Source organism: Vulcanococcus limneticus LL (genome assembly GCF_002252705.1).
Classification (GTDB): Bacteria; Cyanobacteriota; Cyanobacteriia; order PCC-6307; family Cyanobiaceae; genus Vulcanococcus; species Vulcanococcus limneticus.
Genome location: NZ_NQLA01000010.1, coordinates 17,772 through 41,084 on the forward strand (window position 1 = coordinate 17,772; position 23,313 = coordinate 41,084).

Consider the following 23,313-nt stretch of genomic DNA (forward strand, 5'->3'; position numbering starts at 1 on the left):
GCGGATCGGGAGGCTCGACGGCTCAGCGGACTGAGTCGGAAGCCGTCAGGCTCACTTCCAGTTGCGGGCGACCACTTCGGCCAGGTCCACGACGCGCTGGCTGTAGCCCCACTCGTTGTCGTACCAGGCGATCACCTTCACCATGTTGTCGCCCATCACCAGGGTGAGGTCGGAATCGATGATGGTGGATTGATCGGTGCCGGCGTGGTCGGAGGAGACCAGGGGCAGGTCGGAGTACTTGATGATGCCCTTCATGGCGCCCTCGGAGGCGGCCTTGAGGGTGGCGTTCACCTCCTCGCGGCTGGTGGAGCGGCCCACCTCCAGCACCAGATCGACCACCGACACGTTGGGGGTGGGAACGCGCAGGGCGATGCCGTTGAGCTTGCCCTTCATCGGCGGGTACACCAGGGCCACGGCCTTGGCGGCGCCGGTGCTGGTGGGGACGATGTTGATCGCGGCGGCACGGGCGCGGCGCAGGTCCCGGTGGGAAGCGTCGAGAATGCGCTGGTCGCCCGTGTAGCTGTGGGTGGTGGTCATCGTGCCCTTGACGATGCCGAAGGCCTGATCCAGCACCTTCACGATCGGCGCCAGGCAGTTGGTGGTGCAGCTGGCGTTGCTGACGATGTCGAACTCCTCGTGGCGGTAGTCGCCATCGTTCACGCCCACCACGAAAGTGCCGATGCCGTCGCCCTTGCCGGGGGCCGTGATCAGCACTTTCTTGGCACCGGCCTGGATGTGCTTGCCGGCCCCTTCCTTGTCGATGAAGACGCCGGTGGCTTCGATCACCAGGTCCACACCCCACTCCTTCCAGGGCAGGTTGAGGGGGTTGCGATCCGAGAAGCACTTGATCGTTTTGCCGTTGACGATGATCGCGTCGTCGGTGGCGGACACCTCGGCGTCGCGGATCCGGCCCAGCATCGAGTCGTACTGGAGCAGGTGCGCGTTGGTGCGGGGATCGGACGTGTCGTTGAGACCCACCAGCTCGATGCCGGTGTTGGCCCCGCGGCTCAGCCAGCAGCGCGCAAAGTTGCGACCGATCCGGCCGAATCCATTGATCGCAACGCGCAGGGTCATTGGCGGTAAGCGGGAAAAGCCGCTAGCAAGGGAGATTTGGCTGCCGATCATACAGAAATAGGCCGGACCCCCCCTGGGCCCAAGGCCGGCCTGACGGCGCGAGCCGTATCGGACGGTCTCAGGGGGGACCCCGCCGAGGCGACAAGCAGGACGTCCGGGATTAGCGTCGGCCCGACACGGAGACGCCCTTGGCCCTGACGCTCGATCGCCACCAGCCCCTCCACTTCATTGGAGTTGGTGGCATCGGCATGTCGGCCATTGCCGGGATTCTGGCGGATCGGGGCTTTGCGGTGACGGGCTCCGATCCCCGCGACAACGCCGTGCTGCAGGACCTGCGCGGCCGCGGCGTGCGGGTGTTCCGCGAGCAGAGCGCCGGCACGATCGCCGCCATCCGGAGCGGCACCTCCAAGCCACCCCTGGTGGTGGTGAGCTCCGCCGTGCCCGAGAGCAACGCGGAGCTGGTGGAGGCCCGGCGCGTGGGCCTGGAGGTCTGCCACCGCTCCGATGTGCTCGGCGCCCTGATCGCCGCCCAGCCGTCGATCGCCGTGGCCGGTAGCCACGGGAAGACCACGACCAGCACGCTGGTGGCCAGCCTGCTGCACACCACCGACCAGGACCCCACCGCCGTGATCGGCGGGATCGTGCCGGCCTTCGCCAGCAACGGCCGAAGCGGCCAGGGCTCCCTGCTGGTGGCCGAGGCCGACGAGTCGGATGGCTCGCTGGTGAAGTTCACCGCCTCCCTCGGGGTGATCACCAACCTGGAGCTGGACCACACCGACCACTACCCCGACCTGGAGTCCCTGATCGCCACCCTGCAGCGTTTCGCCCGCGGCTGCGGGCACGTGCTCGCCAACCGCGACTGTCCGATCCTGCGGGACCGCTTCCAGGCCGACAGCTGGTGGTCCACCAGCAGCGTGGAGGGCACGGCCTTCGCCGCCATCCCGCTGCAGCTCCACGGCGACAGCACCCAGGCCCGTTTCTACGAGAACGGCGAGCCGGTGGGCGAATTCAGCCTGCCGCTGCCGGGCCTGCACAACCTCAGCAACGCCACCGCGGCCCTGGCCGCCTGCCGGCTGCAGGGCCTGTCGTTCGCGGAGCTGCGCCAGGCGATCGAATCCCTGCAGGCCCCGGGTCGCCGCTTCGACTACCGCGGCAGCTGGCACGGCAGGCTGGTGGTGGATGACTACGCCCATCACCCCAGTGAGGTGGACGCCACCCTGGCCATGGCCCGGCTGATGGTGAGCAGTGGCCGCAGCCCGTTACCGACCTGCCCCCGGCGGGTCCTGGCGGTGTTTCAGCCCCACCGCTACAGCCGCACGGCCGAGTTCCTCGGCCCCTTCGCCCAGGCCCTCAGCCAGGCCGATGCCGTGCTGCTGGCCCCGCTCTACGCGGCCGGCGAAGCCCCGATCGCGGGCATCTCCAGTGCCGCCATGGCGACCGAGATCCGCCGGCTGCGGCCCGAGCTGACCGTGGCCGTGAGCGCCAGCCTCGACGATCTGGCGGTGGCCGTGGCTGAGCACAGCCTGGAGGGGGATCTGGTGCTGGCCATGGGCGCCGGCGACGTGAACGGCCTCTGGAGCCGGCTGGAAGCCCTGGAAAGCCGGGATCTGCCACTGCCGCTGGCGGCCTGAACCATGGCGGCACAGGCGGGACCCCAGGGGTTGCGCAGGTCGGTGGGCCTGGCGGACTACACCACCTGGAAAGTGGGCGGTCCGGCCGACTGGTTCGCCGAACCGGACAGCGTGGAGCAGCTGCAGCAACTGGTGGCCTGGGCGCGGTGCGAGGGACTGGAGCTGCGGGTGATCGGGGCCGGTTCCAACCTGCTGGTGAGCGACGCCGGGCTGGCGGGCCTCACCCTCTGCCAACGCCGCCTGCAGGGCAGCCAGCTCGACAGCACCAGCGGCCTGGTGGAGGCCCTGGCGGGGGAGCCTCTCCCCACCCTGGCCCGGCGGGCGGCTCGTGCGGGTCTGGCGGGGCTGGAGTGGTCGGTGGGGATCCCGGGCACCGTCGGCGGTGCCGTGGTGATGAATGCCGGCGCCCAGGGCGGCTGCACCGCCGAGTGGCTGGTGGATGTGACGGTGCTGGACCCCCTGCGGGGTGGCGAGCCCGTCGTGCTCAGCGCCGCCGAGCTGGACTTCGACTACCGCCACAGCCGCCTGCAGCACGAGCCTCTGCTGGTGCTCTCGGCCCGCTTCCAGCTGCAGAGCGGCCACGATCCAGCGGCCGTGGGCCAGCGCACCAGCGCCAACCTGCACAGCCGCACCAGCAGCCAGCCCTACCAGCAACCCAGCTGCGGCAGTGTGTTTCGCAATCCCGAGCCCCGGAAGGCGGGCCAGCTGATCGAGGGGCTGGGCCTCAAGGGGCTACGTGTGGGCGGCGCCCAGGTGTCGCCGATCCACGCCAACTTCATCGTCAACGCCGGCGGCGCCAGTGCCGCCGAAATCGACCAGCTCATCGCCCTGGTGCAGCATCGGGTGGCGGAGGCCCACGGCATCGCCCTGCACACCGAGGTGAAACGGCTGGGGCGCTTCGGGGACCTGGCCCCGCCCGCTTAGCCTGCCGCCAACCCTCTCGCCTCTCCCCGATGGCTGGCTTCGGACTTCCCAACTTCGGTCAGCTCACCGAGGCGTTCCGCAAGGCCCAGCAGATCCAGCAGGACGCCGCCAAGCTCCAGGACGAGCTCGACGCCATGGAACTGGAGGGCCAGAGCAGCTGCGGCCGCGCCAGCGTCTGGCTGTCGGGCAACCAGCAGCCCCTGAAGGTGCGAATCGCGCCGGAGCTGGCCGCCGAGGGTGCCGCCGCCACCGAGGCCGCCACCCTGGAGGCCCTCAAGGCCGCCTACGACACCTCCACCGCCACCATGAAGGAACGCATGGAGGAACTGACCGGCGGCCTCAACCTCAACCTGCCCGGCATCGGCGGCTGAGGGCGCGGCTCCGGACGCTTCCGGTGGCGCTCTGACCGATCAAGCTCACTCCGGCTCCGGATCTCCCTGGCGCAGGCGTTTGCGGGAGGGCTGGCGCAGGCGCTGATCCAGCCGGGGCTCGCGGCGGCTGCCCCGCTGCTTGAGGCCCGGCTCCGCCGGCCGCTCCCGCGCCGCTGCGGCCTGCTCCAGGCAGGCGACCAGGCACTGCCGATAGAGGGAGTAGCGGTCCCAGTCGACCCCAATGGCGCAGCCGGGATCGCCGCGGTGCAGGCAATTCTTGAAGCGGCAGACCCCCCGCTCCAGCCGCTGGCGGATCTCCGGGAACAGGCCGGCCAGCGCGACGGGATCATCCGGCAGATCCGGCCGGTTGAAGCCGGGGGTGTCGGCCAGCAGGGCCCCCGGCGCCAGGGGAAACAGCTCCACGTGGCGGGTGGTGTGGCGGCCGCGCTGCAGCCGCCCCGAGACGCTGCCCACCCGCAACGCCAGATCGGGGATCAGGGCGTTGAGCAGGCTGCTCTTTCCCACCCCGGAGGGCCCGCACAGCACGGCGATCCCGGGGGTCTGGAGTCGCTGGCGCAGGGGCTCGAGGCCCTCCCCCCGCAGCGACGAGACCAGCAGCGGTGGGTAGCCCCAGCCGCTGAGCCGGGCACGCCACTGCTCCGCCTGGTCTGTGGAGAGCAGATCGGCCTTGGTGAGCACCAGCTCGACCGCCACGCCACTGCGCTCAGCCGTCAGCAGGAAACGGGTGAGCTGCAGGGGATCGGGCTCCGGCTGGGCCAGCGCCATCACCACCACCACCCGGCTGCAGTTGGCCACGGCGGGCCGCTCCAGCAGACTGGAGCGCGGCACCAGCTCGGCCACCGCGCCCCGGGCCGCGGCCCAGTCGATCCCCTCCACCCGCACCCGATCGCCCACGCAGATCTGCTGGCCGGTCTTGGCGAGGCGGGTACGGCGCACGCACAGCAACTGGTCCAGCCCACCGGGAGCCGGCTGCTCCAGCTGCACCCGGCAGAAGTTGGCCTCCAGGGCCACCACCAGGCCCATGGCCTGGCTGGGCAGATCAGGAGCCGGGCCGGGAGCGGAAGGCGGAGCGAGGAACTCAGCCGCCATGGCGGCGGATCAACAAGCGCACCGCGCTTTCATCGAAGGGCTCGCACTCCACCTGGTGTCCGTCGCCCCGCAGCCCCTCGCTCACCATCTGCTCGGGTTCGCCACGATCCAGATCCAGCTGTAGCCATTGACCCGGCTCCAGTTTCTCCAGGGCCAGGCGCGCGCGGATGAAGTTGACCGGGCAGGGGGTACCACGCAGGTCCAGACCGACGGCGGGAATGGGAGTGGGAGCCGGCTCAGGCGGGGTCACGGCGCTCAATCCCGGTGGCCGAACAGGCCACCGAACAGGCCGCTCTTGTGGGGGTGCTTGTGGCCCCTGGCGGTGTGGTGACCAGCCAGCTGCTCCAGCAGCTCACGCTCCTCGGCGTTGAGCTTGGTGGGCAACTGCACCTTCACGGCGATCTGGTGGTTGCCGCGGGCCACGGGGTTGCCCAGCTTGGGCACGCCCTTGCCCGCGAGGGTGAGGGTGGCACCGGGCTGGGTACCGGCCGGGATCTCCAGCTTCTCCGGCCCATCCACGGTCTCCACCTCAATGGTGTCCCCGAGAATCGCCTGCAGGTAGTTCACCGTCACCTCCGAGTGGATGGTGGTGCCATCACGCCGCAGGCTGGGGTGGGGCTGCACCGACAGGAAGACGTAGAGATCGCCGGCCGGACCGCCCCGCTGGCCGGCATTGCCCTCGCCCGCCACCCGCAGCCGCGTGCCGGAATCGACGCCCGCTGGGATGTTGAGCCGCAGCTTCTTGCGCACCTGCTGCAGACCCTGGCCGCCGCAGGCACCGCAGGGATCGGCGATCACCTGGCCGGTGCCCTCGCAGCTGGGGCAGGCCGCCACCTGGGTGAAGCTGCCGAAGGGGGTGCGGGTGGCGCGGCGCACCTGGCCGGCGCCACCGCAGGTGCCGCAGGTGGTGGGGCCGCTGCCGGCCTTGGAGCCGGACCCACTGCAGGTGTTGCAGGTCTCCAGGTGGCGCACCTGCACCTCCTTCTCCTGGCCGAAAATCGCCTCGCTGAAGCTGATGGTCAGATCAAGGCGCAAATCGTCGCCCTGGCGGGGGCCGCGGCGGCGGGCACCACCGCCGGCTCCGGCCGCCCCGCCGAAGCCGCTGAAGAACGTCTCGAACAGGTCGGCGAAGCCGCCCATGTCGCCCATGTCGGGCATGCCTCCGCCCCCCCCGAGGCCGGCCTCGCCGAACTGGTCGTAGCGGGCGCGGGTCTGGGGATCGCTGAGCACCTCATAGGCGCGGCCGATCTCCTTGAACCGGTCCTCGGCGCCGGGATCCTTGTTGATGTCCGGGTGGTACTGGCGCGCCAGGCGGCGATAGGCCCGCTTGAGGGTGTCGGCGTCAGCGTCGCGGCTGACCCCCAGCAGGTCGTAGTAATCGGCCATGGATCAATCCCCTGCCTGGGCGTCGCCCTGGTCGGCAGCGGCGGCCGGAGCGCCCCCCGCCTGGCCGGGGCCGGGCCCCATCGACACCTTGACGAGGGCATGGCGCAGCACCCGGTCATTGAGGCGGTAGCCACGTTGGAGCTCAGTAATCACCACGTCCTCGGGGTGCTCGTCGCTGGGCTCGCGCAGCACGGCCTCGTGGAAGTTCGGGTCGAAGGGCTCGCCCTCCACCCGCATCGGCGCGACCCCGAGCTGCTTGAACACGTCCACCAGCTGCTTGTAGAGACCCTGATAACTGCCGTGCAGGCTCTGGGCCTCCTCGTGCTGGGGATTGAGCTGCTGGCGAGCGCGTTCGAAGTTGTCCACCACAGGCAGGATCTCGCTGAGGGTGGAGCAGGCGATCTGGGTACGCAGGTCGTCCTGGTCGCGGCTCTGGCGCTTGCGGAAGTTGTCGAAGTCAGCGGCGATGCGCATGTACTGGCCCCGCAGGCTCTCGTTCTCGGCCTTGAGGCTCTCGAGTTCTGCCTCCAACTGGCGCAGGCGATCACCGGCAGGCTCGCCGCTCGCAGCCGACTCGGAAGCCGCATCAGCGGTGGGGGAGGGGTGCTCGCCCGCCGCCGCGTCGAACTGCGTTGGCGTGGCGGCCCCAGCAGCGGAGTCCGGCGGCACAGCACCCGACGGAGTCGAGACCGCAGGCGTGGAGGCCGCAGGCGTGGAGGCCGCAGGCGTGGAGGCAGTGGCGGAATCCTGGGGGAAGGAGCTGACGTCACCGCTCATTGCTGACTGAACCGGAGAACTGATCTAGACATGTTGGAGTCCAGGGGTTCCCCCCCACAAGCGGCGGAAGCCCGCACCTCCCACGGGAGCTCCCGAGGAGCTGTTTGAGGACCCGGCTTCCCCACCCACCAAGGTCCCCACTCCTCGGCTGCCGCCATGACCCTCACCCCCGCCCGGCCGGTCCCAAACGCCACCAGCCCCGCCCAGCAGCGGCTGGAGGTGGAACTGCTGCTGGGGGAGCGGGTGCTGCCCTCCCTCGACCTCAGCCAGGCCGGCATCAGCCGCTGGGCCTGGGCCCAGACCCTGCCGCAGGAGCGCTGCCGGGAGCTGGGCTGTCTGCCCGTGCGCCAGGAGGGCGGCACCCTGGTGGTGGCCGTGCCGACCCACTGGGGGCTGGAGCAGCGGGGCCAGCTGGGCGAGCTAGCGGCCGCGGCGGGGGTCACGATCGACATGCGCCTGGCGCTGAAGGCCGACATCGACGCCGTCCTGGCCCGCGAGAGTGGAGACCGCCCAGCTGGTGCAGGCTCCGCCGCAGCTCCAGCGGCATCGACGGCGGCGCCTGCGCAACCGCCAGGCAGCCCCGCAGCCACCCCAGGAACCGCTTCTCCCGCACCTGTTGCCTCTCCACCCCAGCGCAAACCAGGCAAGCCACCGAAGCGGCTCTCACTGCTGGATGACATCAACCTCACCGGGACTCTCCAGGAGGCACCGCCCGATGAGGCGAGTGGAGAGGACCTCGATGCGAGTATCAGTGCCTCAAATTCCTCGCCGATCGTGAGCTTGGTGGACAAGATCCTGGTGCAGGCCCTGAGCACCGGCACCAGTGACATCCACGTGGAGCCCCAAGAGGACGGCCTGATCATCCGGTTCCGCCAGGATGGCGTGCTGGAGCAACTGGAAAAACTGCCCAAGAACATCATCCCGGCTGTGACCTCCAGGCTCAAGATCATGGCGGACCTGGACATCGCCGAGCGCCGACTTCCCCAGGACGGCCGCATCCGCCGCCTGTTCCGGGGCCGCACCTTTGACCTGCGGGTCAGCACACTGCCGACCCGCTATGGCGAGAAGGTGTGCATGCGTCTGCTAGACAGCGGCGCTACCAAACTCGGCCTGGACAAACTGATCACCGATGTCCATTCCCTCGAGATCGTGCGGGACATGGGCTCGAAGCCCTTCGGCATGATCCTGGTGACGGGCCCCACCGGCTCAGGTAAATCCACCACCCTCTACTCCCTGCTAGCGGAGCGCAACGATCCCAGCATCAACATCTCCACGGTTGAAGATCCGATCGAATACACGCTCAAGGGCATCTCCCAGACCCAGGTGAACCGGGAGAAGGGCTACGACTTTGCCCTGGCCCTGCGGGCCTTCATGCGGCAGGACCCCGACGTGCTGCTGGTGGGGGAAACCCGCGACCTGGAAACGGCGAAGACTGCCATCGAAGCGGCCCTCACCGGCCACCTGGTGCTCACGACCCTGCACTGCAACGACGCCCCCAGCGCCATCGCCCGCCTGGCGGAGATGGGGGTAGAGCCATTCATGGTAAGCGCCTCACTGATGGGCATCATCTCCCAGCGTCTGGTGCGACGGGTCTGCCCCAGTTGTCGGGTGTCGTATCACCCTTCTGAGCAGGAATTGGGCCGCTTCGGGCTGTTCGCCAGCAACGAACAGAACATCAACTTCTTCAAGGCCAAACGGTCCCTCAACAACCAAGACGACGTCTGCCCCACCTGTCTGGGGCTGGGCTACAAGGGCCGGGTCGGCGTCTATGAGGTGCTACGCGTCAATGAGGTGCTGGCCACCGCCATCTCCCAGATGGCCACCACCGACCGGATCCGCAAACTGGCGCTGGAATCGGGAATGAAGACGCTGCTGGGCTACGGGCTCGATCTGGTTCGCCAGGGGTACACGACCCTGGAGGAAATCGAGCGGATGATCCTCACCGACTCAGGCCTGGAATCGGAACGACGCGCCAAGGCCCTGCACACGATCACCTGCAAGGGCTGTGGGGCGGGAATGCGCGACGAATGGCTGGAGTGCCCCTACTGCCTGACGCCTCGAGGCATGTAGAGGAGAGTGCCGCAGATGGCGCAGCCAAAAGATCGCACAGCCGAGAGAAAGCCATTCCGAGCGCGCCTTCGGTCTTGCTGGGGCTGCAGCTAGGCAACAGAATAGATCCCATTGACTTCTCCAGCCCCTCCCCCCATGGAACTCCTGATCGAAGACCTGATGGAGGAGCTGGTCAAGCGCGGGGGCAGTGATCTTCACCTGGCGGCCGGTCAGCCGCCCTATGGGCGCTTCAGCGGCAGCCTCACGCCCATGCGCGAGGCCCCCCTGAACGAGGAGACCTGCAACCGGTTGATCTTCTCGATGATCAACAATTCCCAGCGCAAACAACTCGAGCAGAACTGGGAACTGGATTGCGCCTATGGCCTGAAGGGCGTCTCTCGCTTCCGGGTCAATGTCTATCGCCAGCGCGGGACCTATGCGGCCTGTCTGCGGGCCCTGGGCAGCAACATTCCCAGCCTGCAGGCCCTAGAGCTGCCACAGGTGGTGGAGGAAACCAGTCGCCGTCCCCGGGGCCTGGTGCTGGTGACCGGGCCGACCGGCTCGGGTAAGACCACGACCCTTGCCGCCCTGCTGAATCACATCAACCAAACCAGGGCTGAGCATATCCTCACGATTGAGGATCCGATTGAATTCACCTACAGGAATGACAAGAGTCTGGTTCACCAGCGCCAGCTCAACGACGACACCAAGAGCTTCGGTGCCGCCCTGCGGGCGGCCCTGCGGGAGGACCCCGACGTGATCCTGGTGGGGGAGATGCGCGACCTGGAAACCATTCAACTGGCGATCACCGCCGCCGAAACCGGCCACCTTGTGTTCGGCACCCTGCACACCAGCTCCGCCGCCCAGACGGTGGATCGCATGGTGGACGTGTTTCCCCCCCAACAGCAGACCCAGATCCGGGTGCAGCTCAGCAGCAGCCTGGTGGCCGTGTTCTCCCAGACCCTCTGCAAACGGCTGGATCCCGCTCCCGGACAGTTCGGCCGGGTGATGGCCCAGGAGATCATGATCAACAACCCGGCCATCGCCAACCTGATCCGGGAGGGCAAGACAGCCCAGCTCTACTCCCAGATCCAGACCGGCGGCCAGATGGGCATGCAGACCCTGGAAAAAGCCCTGGCCGATCTGGTGTTCAAGGGCGAGATCAGCAGCAAGGAAGCCATGGCCAAGGCCAGCAAACCGGAGGAACTGGGACGCCTGCTGCAAGGTCAGGGGGGTTAAGCCCAGCGCTGCGGAGCTCAAGCCCAAGGCCTTCGCGATCCCGCCACCCATCTCTCTACGCATCTCGCCACGAATTCCGCTACTCCTGCCGCCGAGCACCCGATGCCCACCTTCACCGCTACCTACACAGCCAGGGGTGGCCAGCTCCGGGAATTGAGGGTTTCCGCCGCGGACGTGGCCAGTGCCAAGCGGGATCTGCGACGTCGGGGGATCGTGCCGGTGTCCTTGGTGGCCAGTGAGGCTAAATCCAGGACTCCTGGGGCCACCGGCAGCACTGCGGGCAAGAAATCCTCGCTGCTGTCCATGGATCTGGGCAGCTTCTTTGAAGCGAAGCCTGGGGTGAAGGAGAAGGCGATCTTCGCCAACAAGATGGCGGCGCTGGTGGATGCGGGGGTCCCAATCGTGCGGGGCCTCGATCTGATGGCCAAGCAACAGCGGCTGCCCATGTTCAAGCGGGCCCTTACGGCCATCAGCGCCGAGGTGAACCAAGGTGGCAGCCTGGGTTCGGCCATGCGGCGCTGGCCCAAGGTCTTCGATCGCCTGAGCATCGCGATGGTGGAGGCCGGGGAGACCGGCGGGGTGCTCGACGAAACCCTGCACCGTCTAGCCATCTTGATGGAGGAGGTCGCCAAGCTGCAGAGCCAGATCAAGGGTGCCATGGGCTACCCCATCGCCATCCTGGTGATCGCCGTCAGTGTCTTTCTCGGAATGACGATCTTCATCATTCCCCAGTTTGCAGCGATCTTCAAAAGCCTCAATGCGGAGCTGCCTGTATTCACCCAGTTGCTGGTGGATCTGAGCAGCCTGCTGCGATCGTCATTCTCGATCTTTCTTGTCGCCGGCATCTTTGCAATCGGCTGGTTGTTTGTGGGTTACTACTCCACTCCCCAGGGCAAGCTCACCGTGGATCGCAACCTGCTGAAGATTCCGCTGTTCGGAGATCTGCTGCAGAAGAGTGCCACCGCCCAGTTCTGCCGGATCTATAGCGCCCTAAGCCGGGCCGGTGTCCCCATTCTGCTGGCGCTCGATATCGTCAAAGAAACTTCAGGCAATGCCGCCATTCAACTGGCTATCGAACAGGCCCGCACGGAAGTGCAGGAAGGGATCAACCTGAGCCGGGCCCTGTCTACCAAACAGGTGTTTCCCGATATGGCCCTGAGCATGCTCACCATCGGTGAAGAAACCGGGGAAATGGACAAGATGCTCTCCAAAGTTGCCGACTTCTATGAGGACGAAGTGTCGGTGACAGTGAAGAATCTCACCTCCATGCTGGAGCCGGCCATGATCGTGCTGGTGGGCGGCATGGTGGGGGCACTGCTCGTGGCGATGTATCTGCCCATGTTCAGTGTCTTCGACAAGATCCGCTGACCAGGACCGGCTGGCAGCAAGCGGAGGCCATCATCCAGCCAAACAGCCCTGCATCGCGCCCTGCCCCGCCAGCCAGCCGGAACTCCAGCAGTGCTGGAAGTTGAAGCCTCCGGTCACCCCGTCCACATCCAGTAATTCCCCCACCAGATAGAGACCGGGCACCAGCCGACTCTCCATGCTGGCGAGATTCACCTCGCCCAGGCTCACGCCTCCGGCGGTGACAAACTCCTCGCCGATCGGTCCCTTGCCAGCGACCGGATAGCGGCTGGCCCGCAGGGCCTGGATCAGCCCCTGCTGCTGGACCCGGGTGAGATCGGCCCAGCGGCGCTCCGGCTCCACGCCCTGATCCGCCAGCAGATGGAGCCAGAGGCGCCGGCTCAGGGCGCCCCAGGGCCGCGCGCTGGTGAGCTGGCGGCGAGCCTGCTCGCGCCGGCAGCCGGCGAACAACTCCTCCAGATCGGCCTGGGAGCGGCCACCGCTCCAATCAACCCGCAGCTCGGCGCGGTAGCCGGCCCGGTGCAGGGCCCGGGCCGCAAAAGCCGTGAGCCGCAGGGTGGCCGGCCCGCTCAGGCCCCAATGGGTGATGAGCACCGGCCCCTGCTGGCGGAAACGCCCGTCAGGCAGCTCCAGCTCCAGCTGCACCGGATCCATCACCACGCCAGCGAGCTCCAGCAGGAGATTGGGGTGGAACTTGAGGGTGAACAGCGAGGGAACGGGCGGCACCAGGCTGTGGCCCAGGGAGGTAGCAAGCCGACGGCCGCTGGGGTGGCTGCCGGTGGCCAGCACCAAGGCGCGGGTCTGGGCGGGGCTGGTAGGGGAGGGCGCCGGCTGGCGGGACGCCAGCTCCGCACGCTCGCCTGGCCCAGGATCACCAGCCCGTGGAAGCACACCGGCGCCGGCCTGACCGCTGGAGCCGCGGGCCTGCATCTGGAGCAGGAAACCCCCAGCGGGGAGAGCCTCGGCGGATTGGAGGGCCGTGTGGGTGCGTAGCACCACCCCCGCGCGCGTCGCGGCCTGACGCAAGGTCTGGATCACGGAACTGGAGCGGTTGCTACGGGGAAACATCCGACCATCCGCCTCCTCCACCAGGTCCAGGCCGTGGGCATCAAACCAGGCCACCGCATCGCCGCAGGCGAAGCGGCTGAAGGGGCCGCGCAGGGCCTTGCCACCGCGGGGATAGTGGCCCACCAGGGCGCGGGGATCCCAGCAGGCGTGGGTCACGTTGCAGCGGCCGCCGCCGCTGATCAGCACCTTTCCCAGCGGCTCGGCGCTGGACTCCAGCAGCAGCACCCGCTCCAGGCCGGCCTCGGCGGCGCTGATGGCGGCCATGAAGCCGGCGGGGCCGCCGCCGGCCACCACCAGATCCCAGGCCTCGGTGGGGGCGGAACCGATCGGGGGGTTGGAGGACCGGCTACTGGGGAGCCCATGGTCGGAGGCCGAGCGGCTGGAGGCGGGGCGGGGCATGGAGAGTCGGAGGGCACGATGGAGGGATGCAAGAGGCGCCCCCGCAACACCCCCTGAGCGAGCCTGCCACCGCAGCGGCGGAGGGGCCCCCGGGCCGCGACCCCATCGCCGGGATGAAACCGCAAACCGACCCGGCCGAAGCCGAACCCTCAGGTGCCCAGCCCATTGCCGCCCACCGCTTCAGCGTGGCGCCGATGATGGATTACACCGATCGGCACTTCCGGGTGCTGTTCCGGCAGATCAGCCGGCGCAGCCTGCTCTACACCGAGATGGTGGTGGCCCAGGCCCTGCACCATTGCCAGCAGGCTGGAGCGGCCGGCGACGGGCGGGCCCGCCAGCGACTGGAGCGGCTGATCGGCTTCGATCCCTGCGAGCACCCGATCGCCCTGCAGGTGGGCGGCGACGATCCAGCCCTGCTGGCCGAGGCGGCCCGGATCGCCGCCGATCGCGGCTACGACGAGATCAACCTCAACGTGGGCTGCCCCAGCGAGAAGGTGCAGAAGGGGCGCTTCGGCGCCTGCCTGATGGCGGAGCCGGATCGGGTCGCCCAGTGCGTGGCGGCGATGGCGGCCGCCAGCCCCCTGCCGGTGACGGTGAAGCACCGCATCGGCATCGATGCGCGGGATTCCTTCGAGGAACTGCTGGCCTTTGTGGACCGGGTGGCCGCCGCCGGCAGCAAGCGCTTCAGCGTGCATGCCCGCAAGGCCTGGCTGGAGGGCCTGGATCCCAAGCAGAACCGCACCATCCCGCCCCTGCGCCATGACCTGGTGATGCGCCTTAAGCAGGAACGCCCTGAGCTGACGATCGAACTGAACGGGGGCCTGCAGACCCTGGCCGACTGCCTGCCACCGCTGCAGCAACTGGACGGAGTGATGGTGGGCCGGGCCGCCTACGACCATCCGCTGCGCTGGGCTGCCGTGGACCGGGAGCTGTTCGGGGTGGCGCAGCCCCAGCCCGCCACAGCCTCCCAGGTGGTGCGGGGCCTGATCCCCTACGCCGAGCGCTGGTGCTCAGGAGGCGGGCGGCTGTGGTCCATCGCCCGGCACCTGGTGCAGGTGGTGGAGGGGGTGAGCGGGGCCCGGCACTGGCGGCGCCAACTGGGCCAGACCGCCGGGGAACGCACGGCCGGCCCCGAGGTGCTGGAGGCCGCGGCCCGGCAGCTGGAGGAGCACGGGCTCTGAGCACCCATCAGGTGGGGGGCCTTGCCGGAGAGGGGCCCGGCGTGGCTGAAGGATCAGTCCTGGGCGCCGCCGTAGGTGTCGCTGCCGCCATCGCTCGCCCCCCAGCTGCTGCCGCCCGCGGTCGTGTCGCCGCTGCTGCGCCGGCGGCGGCTCCGGCCCTCCCCGAACGCATCGCTGGCGCCGCCATAGCTGCGGTCCTCCCAGCTGCTGGCGCCGGAGCTGCGACCGCCACCGCCACTGCCGCCAGCACCTGCGTAACCACCGCCGCCGCCGCCGTAACCACCACCGCCACCCGCGCCATAGCCACCGCCACCACTGCGGCGCGGTCCGCCCGCGGAGCGGGGTTCGGCCTTGTTGATGCGCAGGGGACGGCCCATCAGCTCGGCCCCCTGCAGGGCTTCGATGGCGCGGGCTTCGGTCGCCTCATCGGCCAGCTCCACGAAGGCGAATCCCCGCTTGCGGCCCGTGTCCCGCTCCAGCGGCAGGGAACAGTTGGCCACGCCGCCGAAGGGGGCGAACAGTTCCACCACATCTTCCTGCTCAGCGCGGAAGGGGAGGTTTCCAACAAAAATGCTCACGGGCCGTGGGGGCCGATCAGGCAGGAATCTTCGAACTGAGACTAGACGCGGTTGGGGAGTCCGCGCTGTAAGCGCACACTCCGCAGCGGGGCCACAGGGGCCAGGGGAAACCAACCGCGCGATTCTCAGTCCCGCAGACGCGCCTGAGCTCGATCCAGCTGCAGGCGCACCTGCTCAAAGGCCGTGCCGCCCTCGCTGCGGCGGGCCGCCACCACCTGGCGCGGCTCGATCGCCGCGAAGATGTCGGCCTCGAAGGCGGGGTGCAGCTGCTGCCAGCGCTCCAGCGGCAGCTGGCGCAGCAGGATCCCCTCCTGCAGACAGCCCTTCACCAGGCCACCCACGAGCTGATAGGCCTCGCGGAACGGCACCCCCTTGGCCACCAGGTAGTCGGCCACATCGGTGGCGTTGGAGAAATCGCTGGCCACCGCCTGCTCCAGCCGCTCGGGCCGGAACGTGAGCCCCTCCTCGAACAGGATCGCCATCGCCTCGAGGCAGTCGAGGGTGGTGCGCACGGTGTCGAACAGGGCCTCCTTGTCCTCCTGGAAGTCCTTGTTGTAGGCAAGGGGCAGGCCCTTGATCATCACCAGCAGCCCCTGCAGGTGGCCGAACACACGGCCGCACTTGCCGCGCACCAGTTCCGGCACATCGGGGTTCTTCTTCTGGGGCATCAGGCTGCTGCCGGTGGCGCAGCGGTCGGTGAGGCTCACGAAGCCGAACTCCTCGCTGGCCCAGAGGATCACCTCCTCGCTGAGGCGGCTCAGGTGCACCATCACCAGGCTGGCGGCGGCGCTGAACTCCACGGCGAAGTCGCGGTCGCTCACCGCATCGAGGCTGTTGGCATACACGTCGTCGAAGCCCAGGGCCGCGGCGGTGTGGCGCCGATCGATCGGCACCGGCGTGCCAGCCAGGGCGGCGGCCCCCAGGGGGCAGATGTTGACGCGCTTGCGCAGGTCGCGCAGGCGGGCCCGATCACGCTCGGCCATCTCCACGTAGGCCAGCAGGTGGTGGGCCAGGCCGATCGGCTGGGCCCGCTGCAGGTGGGTGTAACCGGGGATCATCACCTCAGCGTGGGCTTCAGCCTGGGCCAGCAGGGCTCGCTCAAAGCGCACGATCGCCGCATCGATGGCGTCGATCTGGCCCCGCAACCACAGGCGCAGATCGGTGCCCACCTGGTCGTTGCGGGAGCGGCCGGTGTGCAGCTTCTTGCCCAGGGGGCCCAGCAGGGCGATCAACCGGCGCTCCACGGCGAAGTGCACGTCCTCGTCCTCAAGGCCGGGATTGAACTGTCCGGCGGCCGCCTCGGCGCGCACCTGCTCCAGCCCCGCCACCAGTTGCTCAGCCTCATCGGCCGTGAGCACGCCGGTGCTGGCCAGCATGCGGGCATGGGCGATCGAGCCGTCCAGATCCTGCTGCAGCAGGGTGATGTCGAAGCCGATCGAGGCGTTGAAGCGCTCGATCGCCGGGTGCAGGCCCTGCTCAAAGCGATCGCTCCAGCTGCCGGCCTTGCCGCCGGTCACGCCAGACATCTCAGGGGCTGCCATCACACCGGATCTGCGCGACCGTTCAGCTTGGCAGGCGGCTGCGCGACGCCAATCCGCTGCGTGACGCCAATCCGTGGGACAGGCGACTCAGCTGGGCAGGCTGGGCAGCATCACCTCCTCGCGCACCTTGAGCACCACCAGCGAAGCGTCGTCCTCCAGGGTGCGATCGGGCCCCACGAAGCGATCGAGCCGGGCGAACAGCTGATCGAGGATGCCCTGGGCACCAATGCCGGAGCGGCAGGCGGTGTGCAGGGCGCGGATCAGCCGCTCCTCGTCGAAACGCTCGCCGTTGAGGCCCGGCGCCTCGGTGACACCATCGGTGTAGTAGAGCAGCACATCGCCCGGATCGAGCACGACCTGCTCGCAGCCGTACTGGGCCTCGGGCTGCAGGCCGATCAGCAGACCCGGCGCATCCAACCGATCCACCGTGTTGCGCAGCCGCCGCCAGATCAGCGGCGGGTTGTGGGCGGCGTTGGCATAGCGCAGCAGGCGGGTGCGGGGGTCGAAGTCGGAATAGAAGAGGGTGACGAAGCGGTGCGAGTGGGAGAGATCCTCCTGGGCCAGCTGGTTGAGGTCGTGCAGGATCCGATCCGGCGGCAGACCGCTCAGCACCTCGGCCCGCAGCATGCCCCGCAGCAGCGTCATCAGCAGCCCAGCCGGAACCCCCTTGCCCATCACGTCGCCCATCACCAGGGCCCAGCGGCCCTGCTCCCGGCGCCGACCGATCAGCTGGGGCTTGGTGGGGATGAAGTCGTAGTAGTCGCCGCCCACTTGGAAGGCCGGACGGCAGCGGGCCGCCAGCTCCACCCCCTCGATCACCGGGCAGTGATCCGGCAGCAGCTGGGCCTGGATCTCGGCGCCGATGCTCATCTGGCGGTCGATGCGCTCGTGACGGCGTGCCTCCTGCTGCAGCAGCTCGTTCTCGATCGCCACGCCGGTGAGGTCGGCCACCAGCTGCACGTGGCGGCGGTGCACCTCACTCCAGCTGAGGCCACTGGCGGCTCCGAGCACATAGAGGCGGCCGCGCTGGCGGCTGCGGGCCACCACCGAGGTGCCGAACAGGGGCCGATCGGGCAGCAGGCGCCGGATTTGCTGATCCAGCCGGCCGGCCACCCCCTCCTCGCCGGAGAGCTCCTGCAGCTCCCGATCACTGAGGCCGGCGATCTGGCGCAGCAACGCCTCGCTACCCTCCACGGGACAGGCATGCAGCTGCTCCCGCCAGAGGCGACCATCGGGATGGAACGCCACCAGCACCGCCCCCTCAGCCCCCACCAGCCGGGCCGCCACCAGCGGCACCAGCTCCAGGAAGCGACCCAGATTGGTGAAGCTGCGCAGGGCAAAACCGAGGGAGGCGAGCAGGTCCTGGTTGCGACGCTGCTCACGGCTGAGACTGTCGACCAGCTGGCGCAGCGAGGCGACGGCACTCAGGGCCTGGCCGCTGATGGACGCTGGCCCGGCGAGCGGGGGAGGCTCGGGCACCTGATCGGGCACCGCGGCGGGGCTCTGGAGCGGCGAATCAGGCCGCCGTGGGGGCGGCGTGCTGCTCACCGAGCGGCCGCGAAGTGCACGCAAAGTAGCAGGAGTTTTTGGGCTTGCGGCTGGCCCTGCGGGACGGCGCGGGCCGGGGATGGAGGTTGGGGGGCTCCAGGAGCCAGGCCCGAATCCGTCCCGCAGGGCCAACCGCAAGCCCTAAGCCAAAGGGGGCGGGATTGGATGTGGGAGGAGCGGGGGAACGGGCAACGGGGCCAGCGGCCCGTTGCCCGCGGCGCGTTCAGGAGGCCAGCAGGGCTTCGACGAACTCGAAGCTGTTGAAGGGGCGCAGGTCGCGGATGCCCTCGCCGGCGCCGATGAAGCGGATCGGCAGGGCGGCCTCGGAGGCCACCGCCAGGGCGACGCCGCCGCGGGCACTGCCGTCGAGTTTGGTGAGCACCACGCCGGTGAGGCCAGCCGCCTTGGCAAAGGCCATCGCCTGTTTGAGGCCGTTCTGACCCTGGCTGGCATCAAGCACCAGCAACGACTGCACCGCCGCCTCGGGCGCCAGCTTGTCGACGATGCGCCGCACCTTGGCGAGCTCCTCCATCAGGTTGTGCTTGGTCTGCAGCCGCCCGGCGGTGTCCACCAGCACCAGGTCGGTGCCCTTCGCCTTGGCGGCTCCGATGGCGTCAAACACCACGGCGGCCGGATCGGCGTTGGCGGAGGGGTTGGAGATTACCGGCACACCGCTGCGCTCACCCCAGACCTCCACCTGGCGCACGGCGGCGGCGCGGAAGGTATCGGCCGCGGCGATCAGACAGGTGTAGCCGCTGCGGATCGCCAGGTTGGCCAGCTTGCCGAGGGTGGTGGTCTTGCCGACGCCGTTGACACCCACCAGCAGCCAGACATTCAGACGGCCCCGCTCAGGCGCCAGCAGCGGACTGCCGCTGGCCTGGATCGGACCCTCCAGCAGACCCTGCAGCTGCTGCTTGAGGAAGCGGATGCCCTCGGCCGGATCGACCACCTCCTCATTGAGACGCTTGCGCAGGGCTCCCAGCACGTGGTCGGTGGCCTGGACACCGACGTCGGCGCGCAGCAGCAGGGTTTCGAGGTCGTCGAGGATCTCGGGGGTGAGGGGATCGTCGCCCAGGCTCTCGAGGATCTGGGTGACGAAGCCGCGCCGGGTCTTCTCCAGGCCGCGGCGAAGCCTGCCCAGCCAGTCGATCTCCTCCAGGGAGATGTCGTCGAGCTGGCGGCCCTGGGCGGCAAGCACCTCGGCCGACCAGGTGAAGTCGGCATCGAAGGCGCCCAGCTGGGGTTCGGCCTCAACGACAGCCGGAGCCCCGGGGGACACGACCGCAGCGGTGGGGGGAGCGGGAGCCGGCGGGGGTGCCTCGATCGCCCGCTCCAGCAGCTCGGCCTGGCGCTGCTCGCGCTGGGCCGCAGCCAGCTCCAACAGCGACAGACCGCTGGAGGGAGCGGCGGGGACGGGGGTCGAGCCAGTGGCAGGAGCTGGAGAGACCTGGACCGCGTCAGGGGCGGGGGGTTGTGGCGCTGGTGCGGGGGCAGCGTCGGCCGCCGACACGGAGGGCTCAGACCCGGCTTGGAGAACGGACTCGGAGCGATCAGGAACAGCCGGAGCGGGTTCGCTCAGGAGACCTGCGGTCGGCGCAGGCGACGCGGGCTCGGGGGCAGGGGCCGGCACCGGTGCGGCGGCAACCTGGGGCCCGGCAGCCTCCTGCTGGCGGGCCGCCTCCTGCTGGGCCTTGAGGCGGGCATAGGCCTGGCGGGCCCACTCCAGGGCGTCCTGATCGACGCCGGGGCTGCTGGGCTCTGGACTGCTGGGCGAGGGCTCGGGCGCCGGCGCCGGCTCGGAGGGCTGGTCCGGCTCGGCAGGCGCGGGGGCCAAGCCGGCGGACGCCTCCTCAGCGGCCGGCGGCTGCGCAGCTGGTTCCGGCTGGGGATCCGGCTGGCTCTCGGGGGCCAGCTTGCGTTTGAACCAGTCGAACACCATGGCGACCCTCAGCTGGCGGCGCTGGTGAAGCGGCGCAGGACGCCGTTGATCATGCGCCGGCCCTGCTCGTCGCTGTAGCGGTTGGCCAGTTCCACCGCCTCGTTGCAGGCCACCGCCGGCGGGGTCCGGAACTCCTCGATGTCGATGGCGGCCAGGCGCAGGATGTCGCGGTCGATGCGGGGCAGACGGGTGAGGCGCCAGCCCTCCATCACGCCGTCGAGGCGGGCATCCAGGGCCTCGCGCTGACGGAGCACGGCGCGGGCACGATCCAGGGCGCCGCGGCGCACCTCGTCCTGGTCGGCGAGCATCAGCAGCCGCGGCAGCTCCAGGCTGGCCGAGAGGCGGTTGAGGCCCTGCTCGGCATGGGCCAGGCCCTCCTGCAGGTGCTGGCGCACCCGCGGCAGCTGCTCGGCGCCCTCCTCCTGCAGCTCGCTGTCGAGCAGCTGCTGCTGGGCGGCCTGCAGGTCGGACGCGGCCTGGTCGAGGGCCTCACGCACGTGTTGGCTGAGGGTGGCCTGGGCCTGCTGCAGCAGGGCATCGAGGCCGGTGTCGGCGGCGGGCTGGCGGTCGCTGATCTGGCCAAGCAGCAGCAGGGCCAGTTCACGGGCGATGGAGCGGCTCTGCATCAGGCCTTGTTGGGGGGAATCGAGGAATAGGCCGGCGCCCGCAGCTGGGCCAGCAGGCTGGAGAAGCTGCGGCTGGAGGGAGCTTCGCGCTCGTCGGGGTTGACGATGCCGGCGGAGATGATCGTGCGGAAGGCATCCTCCACCGAGATGTCCAGGTCCCGAACCGACGTCTCGGGCACCACCGCGTACCAGCCGGTGGTGGGGTTGGGCGCCGTGGGGATGAACACGCTCAGCATCGGCTGGTCGAAGCCGCCGGCGATGGAGCTGCCCAGGACACCCGTGACGAAACCGAGGGCAAAGAGGCCCTCGCGGGGGTACTCCACCAGCACCACCCGGCGGAAGCGGGTGGAGTTGTCGCGCAGCACCGTTTCCAGCAGCTGCTTGAGGGTCTTGTAGACGGACCCGGCCAGGGGGATGCGCTGCAGCGTGCCCTCGCCGAACTCCAGCAGCCAGCGGCCCACGATGTTGCGGGCCATCAGGCCGATCAGCAGGATCGCCAGCAGCGGCACCAGCAGACCCACCCCCAGGTTGATCAGCTCCTGGAGGAGCGGATTGAGGGTGTTGAACGGGTTGAACTGCTTGGGAACCGAAGTGAGGAACGCCAGCACGAAGCGGCTCACCGTGGTGGCCAGCCAGATGGTGGTGGCCAGCGGGATCACCACCAGCAGGCCGGCGATCAGGTCGTTCTTGAGGTCCTGCTGGAGCCGGTCGCCCAGCGGCTGGTCAGGTCTGGGACTGGATTGCACCAACGGGGGGCCCGGCTCTCCGGTCTGCAGAAACCACCTCGCAACTTAGCCAGCCGTCGGTGCCGACCCGCGGCGCGTCCGGATTCAGAGCAGCGCCGCCAGGGTCACCAGGGTGAAGGCGATGGCCAGCACCACGGCGGTGCCGGTGCCACCGATGCGGCGCTGGTTGGTGGCCAGATCGCGGGCCCGCTCGGCCTGCTGGATCTGCTGGTCGGCCTGGCCGAGCTGGCGCTCCATGAAGGCGGTGGCTGCCTTCCGCTTCTCCTCTTCGGAGGCATTGGGAGGAATCTGGCCGGTCTGCTCACCCTGGGCGATCACCTGCTCCAGCACCTGGGGGTTGCTGAGCTGGGCCCGGGCCATCGCCACCTGGCCCTTCTGGGCCTGCAGGGCCTGGTCGGCCTTGAGGCTGATGGCGGTGTCACCGCTGATCGAAACCGGAATCGCCGCCAGCAGGGCCAGGGCCAGCACGGCGCCGATCACCGCCACCACCCATTTCAGGGGCGTGCGACCGGCCTTGGGCTCGTCGAGGCGGGCGCCGACCAGCACCAGCAGCAGTCCCACCAGCGCCATCGGAGCCTGGGTCACCAGCCGCTCCACCAGCAGCTGGCGGAAGGCCTCCTCGCCCCAGCCATTGACGGCCAGCACCGCCAGCAGCTGCAGGGCCAGAAGCACCACCAGGGTGAGGCCCAGCCAGCGCGACAGAGTGCCGAATCGGCCGGTGGGGGCGGTGGTCACAGCAGGATGGCGCAATCGCGCAACTGTACGGGTGGCCGCCGGACCTGCCCAACTCGCGGAAGCAATCCGGCAAGAGGCGGCGCGGCTGGGCTTCGATCCGGTGGGCATCGCCGCGGTGCCCGGCGGCCCGCGGCTGGCCCTGCGCACGGCCGCCCTGGAGCGCTGGCTGGCGGCGGGCCACCAGGCCGACATGGCCTGGATGGCGGACCCGCGCCGCCGCCAGGTGGAGCAGCTGCTGCCGGGGGTGCGCAGCCTGGTGGCCGTGGGCCTCTCCTATTACGTGGCCGCCGAACGGGCGCCGGGCAGCCTGGCGGTGGCCCGCTACGGCTGGGGGCGCGACTACCACCGGGTGATCGACGGCCGCCTGCGCCAGCTGGGCCGCTGGCTGGAGCACCAGGTGCCGGGGGTGCGCTGGCGGGCCTGCGTGGACAGCGCCCCGCTGCTGGACAAGGCCTGGGCGGAGGAGGCGGGCCTGGGTTGGATCGGCAAGCACGGCAACCTGATCCACCGCGAGCGCGGCTCCTGGCTGCTGCTCGGCCACCTGCTCACCAGCCAGGAGCTGGCGGCCGACGCGCCGGCCACGCCCCACTGCGGCGCCTGCAGCGCCTGCCTGGACGCCTGCCCCACCGGCGCCATCGCCGAGCCTTTCGTGGTGGATGCCCGCCGCTGCCTGGCCTTCCACACGATCGAGAACCGCGAGCCGGCGCTGCCGCCGGCGATCGCGGCCGCCCTGGGGCCCTGGGTGGCCGGCTGCGACATCTGCCAGGACGTGTGCCCCTGGAACCAGCAGGCCCTGGCCAGCAGCACCGACCCGGACGTGCAGCCACGGCCCTGGTGGCTGGACCTCAGGCCCGAACAGGCGCTGGCCTGGAGCGACGCCGACTGGGACGAGATGCTGCGGGCCTCGGCCCTGCGCCGGATCAAACCCTGGATGTGGCGCCGCAACATCGCCGCGGCCCAGGGCGCGGCCAGCGCTGGCCCACAGCCCAGGGACGGCCCGGCGGAGGCTCCCTAGGCTGGGAGCTG

General features: G+C 69.6%; 21 protein-coding genes. 8 read left to right on the top strand and 13 right to left on the bottom strand.

Annotation, left to right across the window (positions count from 1 at the left end; all coding sequences use genetic code 11):
* Positions 1-51: 51 nt before the first annotated feature.
* Positions 52-1,074: a type I glyceraldehyde-3-phosphate dehydrogenase gene (locus tag CJZ98_RS06545; RefSeq protein WP_094589619.1), complete on the bottom strand. Its 1,023-nt coding sequence runs from the start codon at positions 1,072-1,074 to the stop codon at positions 52-54.
* Between the two features lie 188 nt (positions 1,075-1,262).
* Here CJZ98_RS06545 and murC point away from each other — a divergent pair, with 188 nt between their 5' ends.
* From murC to CJZ98_RS06560, 3 genes are read left to right on the top strand one after another with little or no spacing between them, the layout of a single operon-like run.
* Entirely contained in the window at positions 1,263-2,705 is a 1,443-nt protein-coding gene (murC, locus tag CJZ98_RS06550; RefSeq protein WP_094589621.1) for a UDP-N-acetylmuramate--L-alanine ligase, read from the top strand.
* 3 nt (positions 2,706-2,708) lie between these two features.
* On the top strand, positions 2,709-3,629 hold the full coding sequence (gene murB / locus CJZ98_RS06555; RefSeq protein WP_094589623.1) for a UDP-N-acetylmuramate dehydrogenase: 921 nt from the start codon (positions 2,709-2,711) through the stop codon (positions 3,627-3,629).
* A gap of 29 nt (positions 3,630-3,658) precedes the next feature.
* A complete protein-coding gene (locus CJZ98_RS06560) occupies positions 3,659-4,000 on the top strand; it encodes a YbaB/EbfC family nucleoid-associated protein (protein WP_094589625.1) in 342 nt (113 codons plus the stop codon).
* A gap of 45 nt (positions 4,001-4,045) precedes the next feature.
* Here CJZ98_RS06560 and rsgA read toward each other — a convergent pair whose 3' ends face one another.
* From rsgA to grpE, 4 genes are read right to left on the bottom strand one after another with little or no spacing between them, the layout of a single operon-like run.
* Positions 4,046-5,110: a ribosome small subunit-dependent GTPase A gene (gene rsgA, locus CJZ98_RS06565; protein ID WP_094589627.1), complete on the bottom strand. Its 1,065-nt coding sequence runs from the start codon at positions 5,108-5,110 to the stop codon at positions 4,046-4,048.
* Positions 5,100-5,360, bottom strand: a complete 261-nt coding sequence (locus CJZ98_RS06570) for a sulfurtransferase TusA family protein (protein ID WP_232756274.1) — start codon at positions 5,358-5,360, stop codon at positions 5,100-5,102. Before CJZ98_RS06570 ends, rsgA begins: the two co-directional genes overlap by 11 nt.
* Before the next feature lie 5 nt (positions 5,361-5,365).
* On the bottom strand, positions 5,366-6,496 hold the full coding sequence (gene dnaJ / locus CJZ98_RS06575) for a molecular chaperone DnaJ (RefSeq protein WP_094589629.1): 1,131 nt from the start codon (positions 6,494-6,496) through the stop codon (positions 5,366-5,368).
* A 3-nt stretch (positions 6,497-6,499) separates the two neighbouring features.
* Positions 6,500-7,273 carry a nucleotide exchange factor GrpE gene (gene grpE / locus CJZ98_RS06580; RefSeq protein ID WP_232756276.1) on the bottom strand — a complete coding sequence of 258 codons (774 nt, stop codon included), beginning with the start codon at positions 7,271-7,273 and terminating at the stop codon, positions 6,500-6,502.
* 156 nt (positions 7,274-7,429) lie between these two features.
* Between grpE and CJZ98_RS06585 the strand changes: the two genes are divergently transcribed.
* The 3 genes from CJZ98_RS06585 (at position 7,430) to CJZ98_RS06595 (ending at position 11,929) form a co-directional block, all read left to right on the top strand.
* Positions 7,430-9,343, top strand: a complete 1,914-nt coding sequence (locus tag CJZ98_RS06585; RefSeq protein WP_094589633.1) for a GspE/PulE family protein — start codon at positions 7,430-7,432, stop codon at positions 9,341-9,343.
* 135 nt (positions 9,344-9,478) lie between these two features.
* Entirely contained in the window at positions 9,479-10,561 is a 1,083-nt protein-coding gene (locus CJZ98_RS06590; RefSeq protein WP_094589635.1) for a type IV pilus twitching motility protein PilT, read from the top strand.
* Positions 10,562-10,663: 102 nt separating this feature from the next.
* Entirely contained in the window at positions 10,664-11,929 is a 1,266-nt protein-coding gene (locus CJZ98_RS06595) for a type II secretion system F family protein (protein WP_094589637.1), read from the top strand.
* Between the two features lie 30 nt (positions 11,930-11,959).
* Here the strand turns inward: CJZ98_RS06595 and CJZ98_RS06600 are convergent, their stop codons facing one another.
* Entirely contained in the window at positions 11,960-13,258 is a 1,299-nt protein-coding gene (locus tag CJZ98_RS06600) for a BaiN/RdsA family NAD(P)/FAD-dependent oxidoreductase (protein ID WP_232756285.1), read from the bottom strand.
* Between the two features lie 248 nt (positions 13,259-13,506).
* Here CJZ98_RS06600 and dusA point away from each other — a divergent pair, with 248 nt between their 5' ends.
* Positions 13,507-14,574, top strand: a complete 1,068-nt coding sequence (gene dusA, locus CJZ98_RS06605; protein WP_094589688.1) for a tRNA dihydrouridine(20/20a) synthase DusA — start codon at positions 13,507-13,509, stop codon at positions 14,572-14,574.
* A 53-nt stretch (positions 14,575-14,627) separates the two neighbouring features.
* Here the strand turns inward: dusA and CJZ98_RS06610 are convergent, their stop codons facing one another.
* From CJZ98_RS06610 to CJZ98_RS06640, 7 genes are all read right to left on the bottom strand, one after another.
* Positions 14,628-15,152 carry an RNA recognition motif domain-containing protein gene (locus tag CJZ98_RS06610; RefSeq protein WP_094589641.1) on the bottom strand — a complete coding sequence of 175 codons (525 nt, stop codon included), beginning with the start codon at positions 15,150-15,152 and terminating at the stop codon, positions 14,628-14,630.
* Positions 15,153-15,277: 125 nt separating this feature from the next.
* The gene (gene argH / locus CJZ98_RS06615; RefSeq protein ID WP_094589643.1) at positions 15,278-16,678 is read right to left on the bottom strand and encodes an argininosuccinate lyase; all 1,401 of its coding nucleotides are present in this window, start codon (positions 16,676-16,678) and stop codon (positions 15,278-15,280) included.
* 102 nt (positions 16,679-16,780) lie between these two features.
* Positions 16,781-18,172 carry a PP2C family protein-serine/threonine phosphatase gene (locus tag CJZ98_RS06620; RefSeq protein WP_094589690.1) on the bottom strand — a complete coding sequence of 464 codons (1,392 nt, stop codon included), beginning with the start codon at positions 18,170-18,172 and terminating at the stop codon, positions 16,781-16,783.
* 292 nt (positions 18,173-18,464) lie between these two features.
* Positions 18,465-20,180, bottom strand: a complete 1,716-nt coding sequence (gene ftsY / locus CJZ98_RS06625) for a signal recognition particle-docking protein FtsY (RefSeq protein ID WP_094589645.1) — start codon at positions 20,178-20,180, stop codon at positions 18,465-18,467.
* 8 nt (positions 20,181-20,188) lie between these two features.
* Complete coding sequence (nusB, locus tag CJZ98_RS06630) at positions 20,189-20,806, bottom strand: transcription antitermination factor NusB (RefSeq protein ID WP_094589647.1); 618 nt, start codon at positions 20,804-20,806, stop codon at positions 20,189-20,191.
* Positions 20,806-21,555 carry a DUF502 domain-containing protein gene (locus tag CJZ98_RS06635; protein ID WP_094589649.1) on the bottom strand — a complete coding sequence of 250 codons (750 nt, stop codon included), beginning with the start codon at positions 21,553-21,555 and terminating at the stop codon, positions 20,806-20,808. Before CJZ98_RS06635 ends, nusB begins: the two co-directional genes overlap by 1 nt.
* 81 nt (positions 21,556-21,636) lie before the next feature.
* Positions 21,637-22,287 carry an HpsJ family protein gene (locus CJZ98_RS06640; RefSeq protein ID WP_232756277.1) on the bottom strand — a complete coding sequence of 217 codons (651 nt, stop codon included), beginning with the start codon at positions 22,285-22,287 and terminating at the stop codon, positions 21,637-21,639.
* 31 nt (positions 22,288-22,318) lie between these two features.
* Here CJZ98_RS06640 and queG point away from each other — a divergent pair, with 31 nt between their 5' ends.
* On the top strand, positions 22,319-23,302 hold the full coding sequence (gene queG / locus CJZ98_RS06645; protein WP_094589651.1) for a tRNA epoxyqueuosine(34) reductase QueG: 984 nt from the start codon (positions 22,319-22,321) through the stop codon (positions 23,300-23,302).
* Positions 23,303-23,313 lie beyond the last annotated feature (11 nt).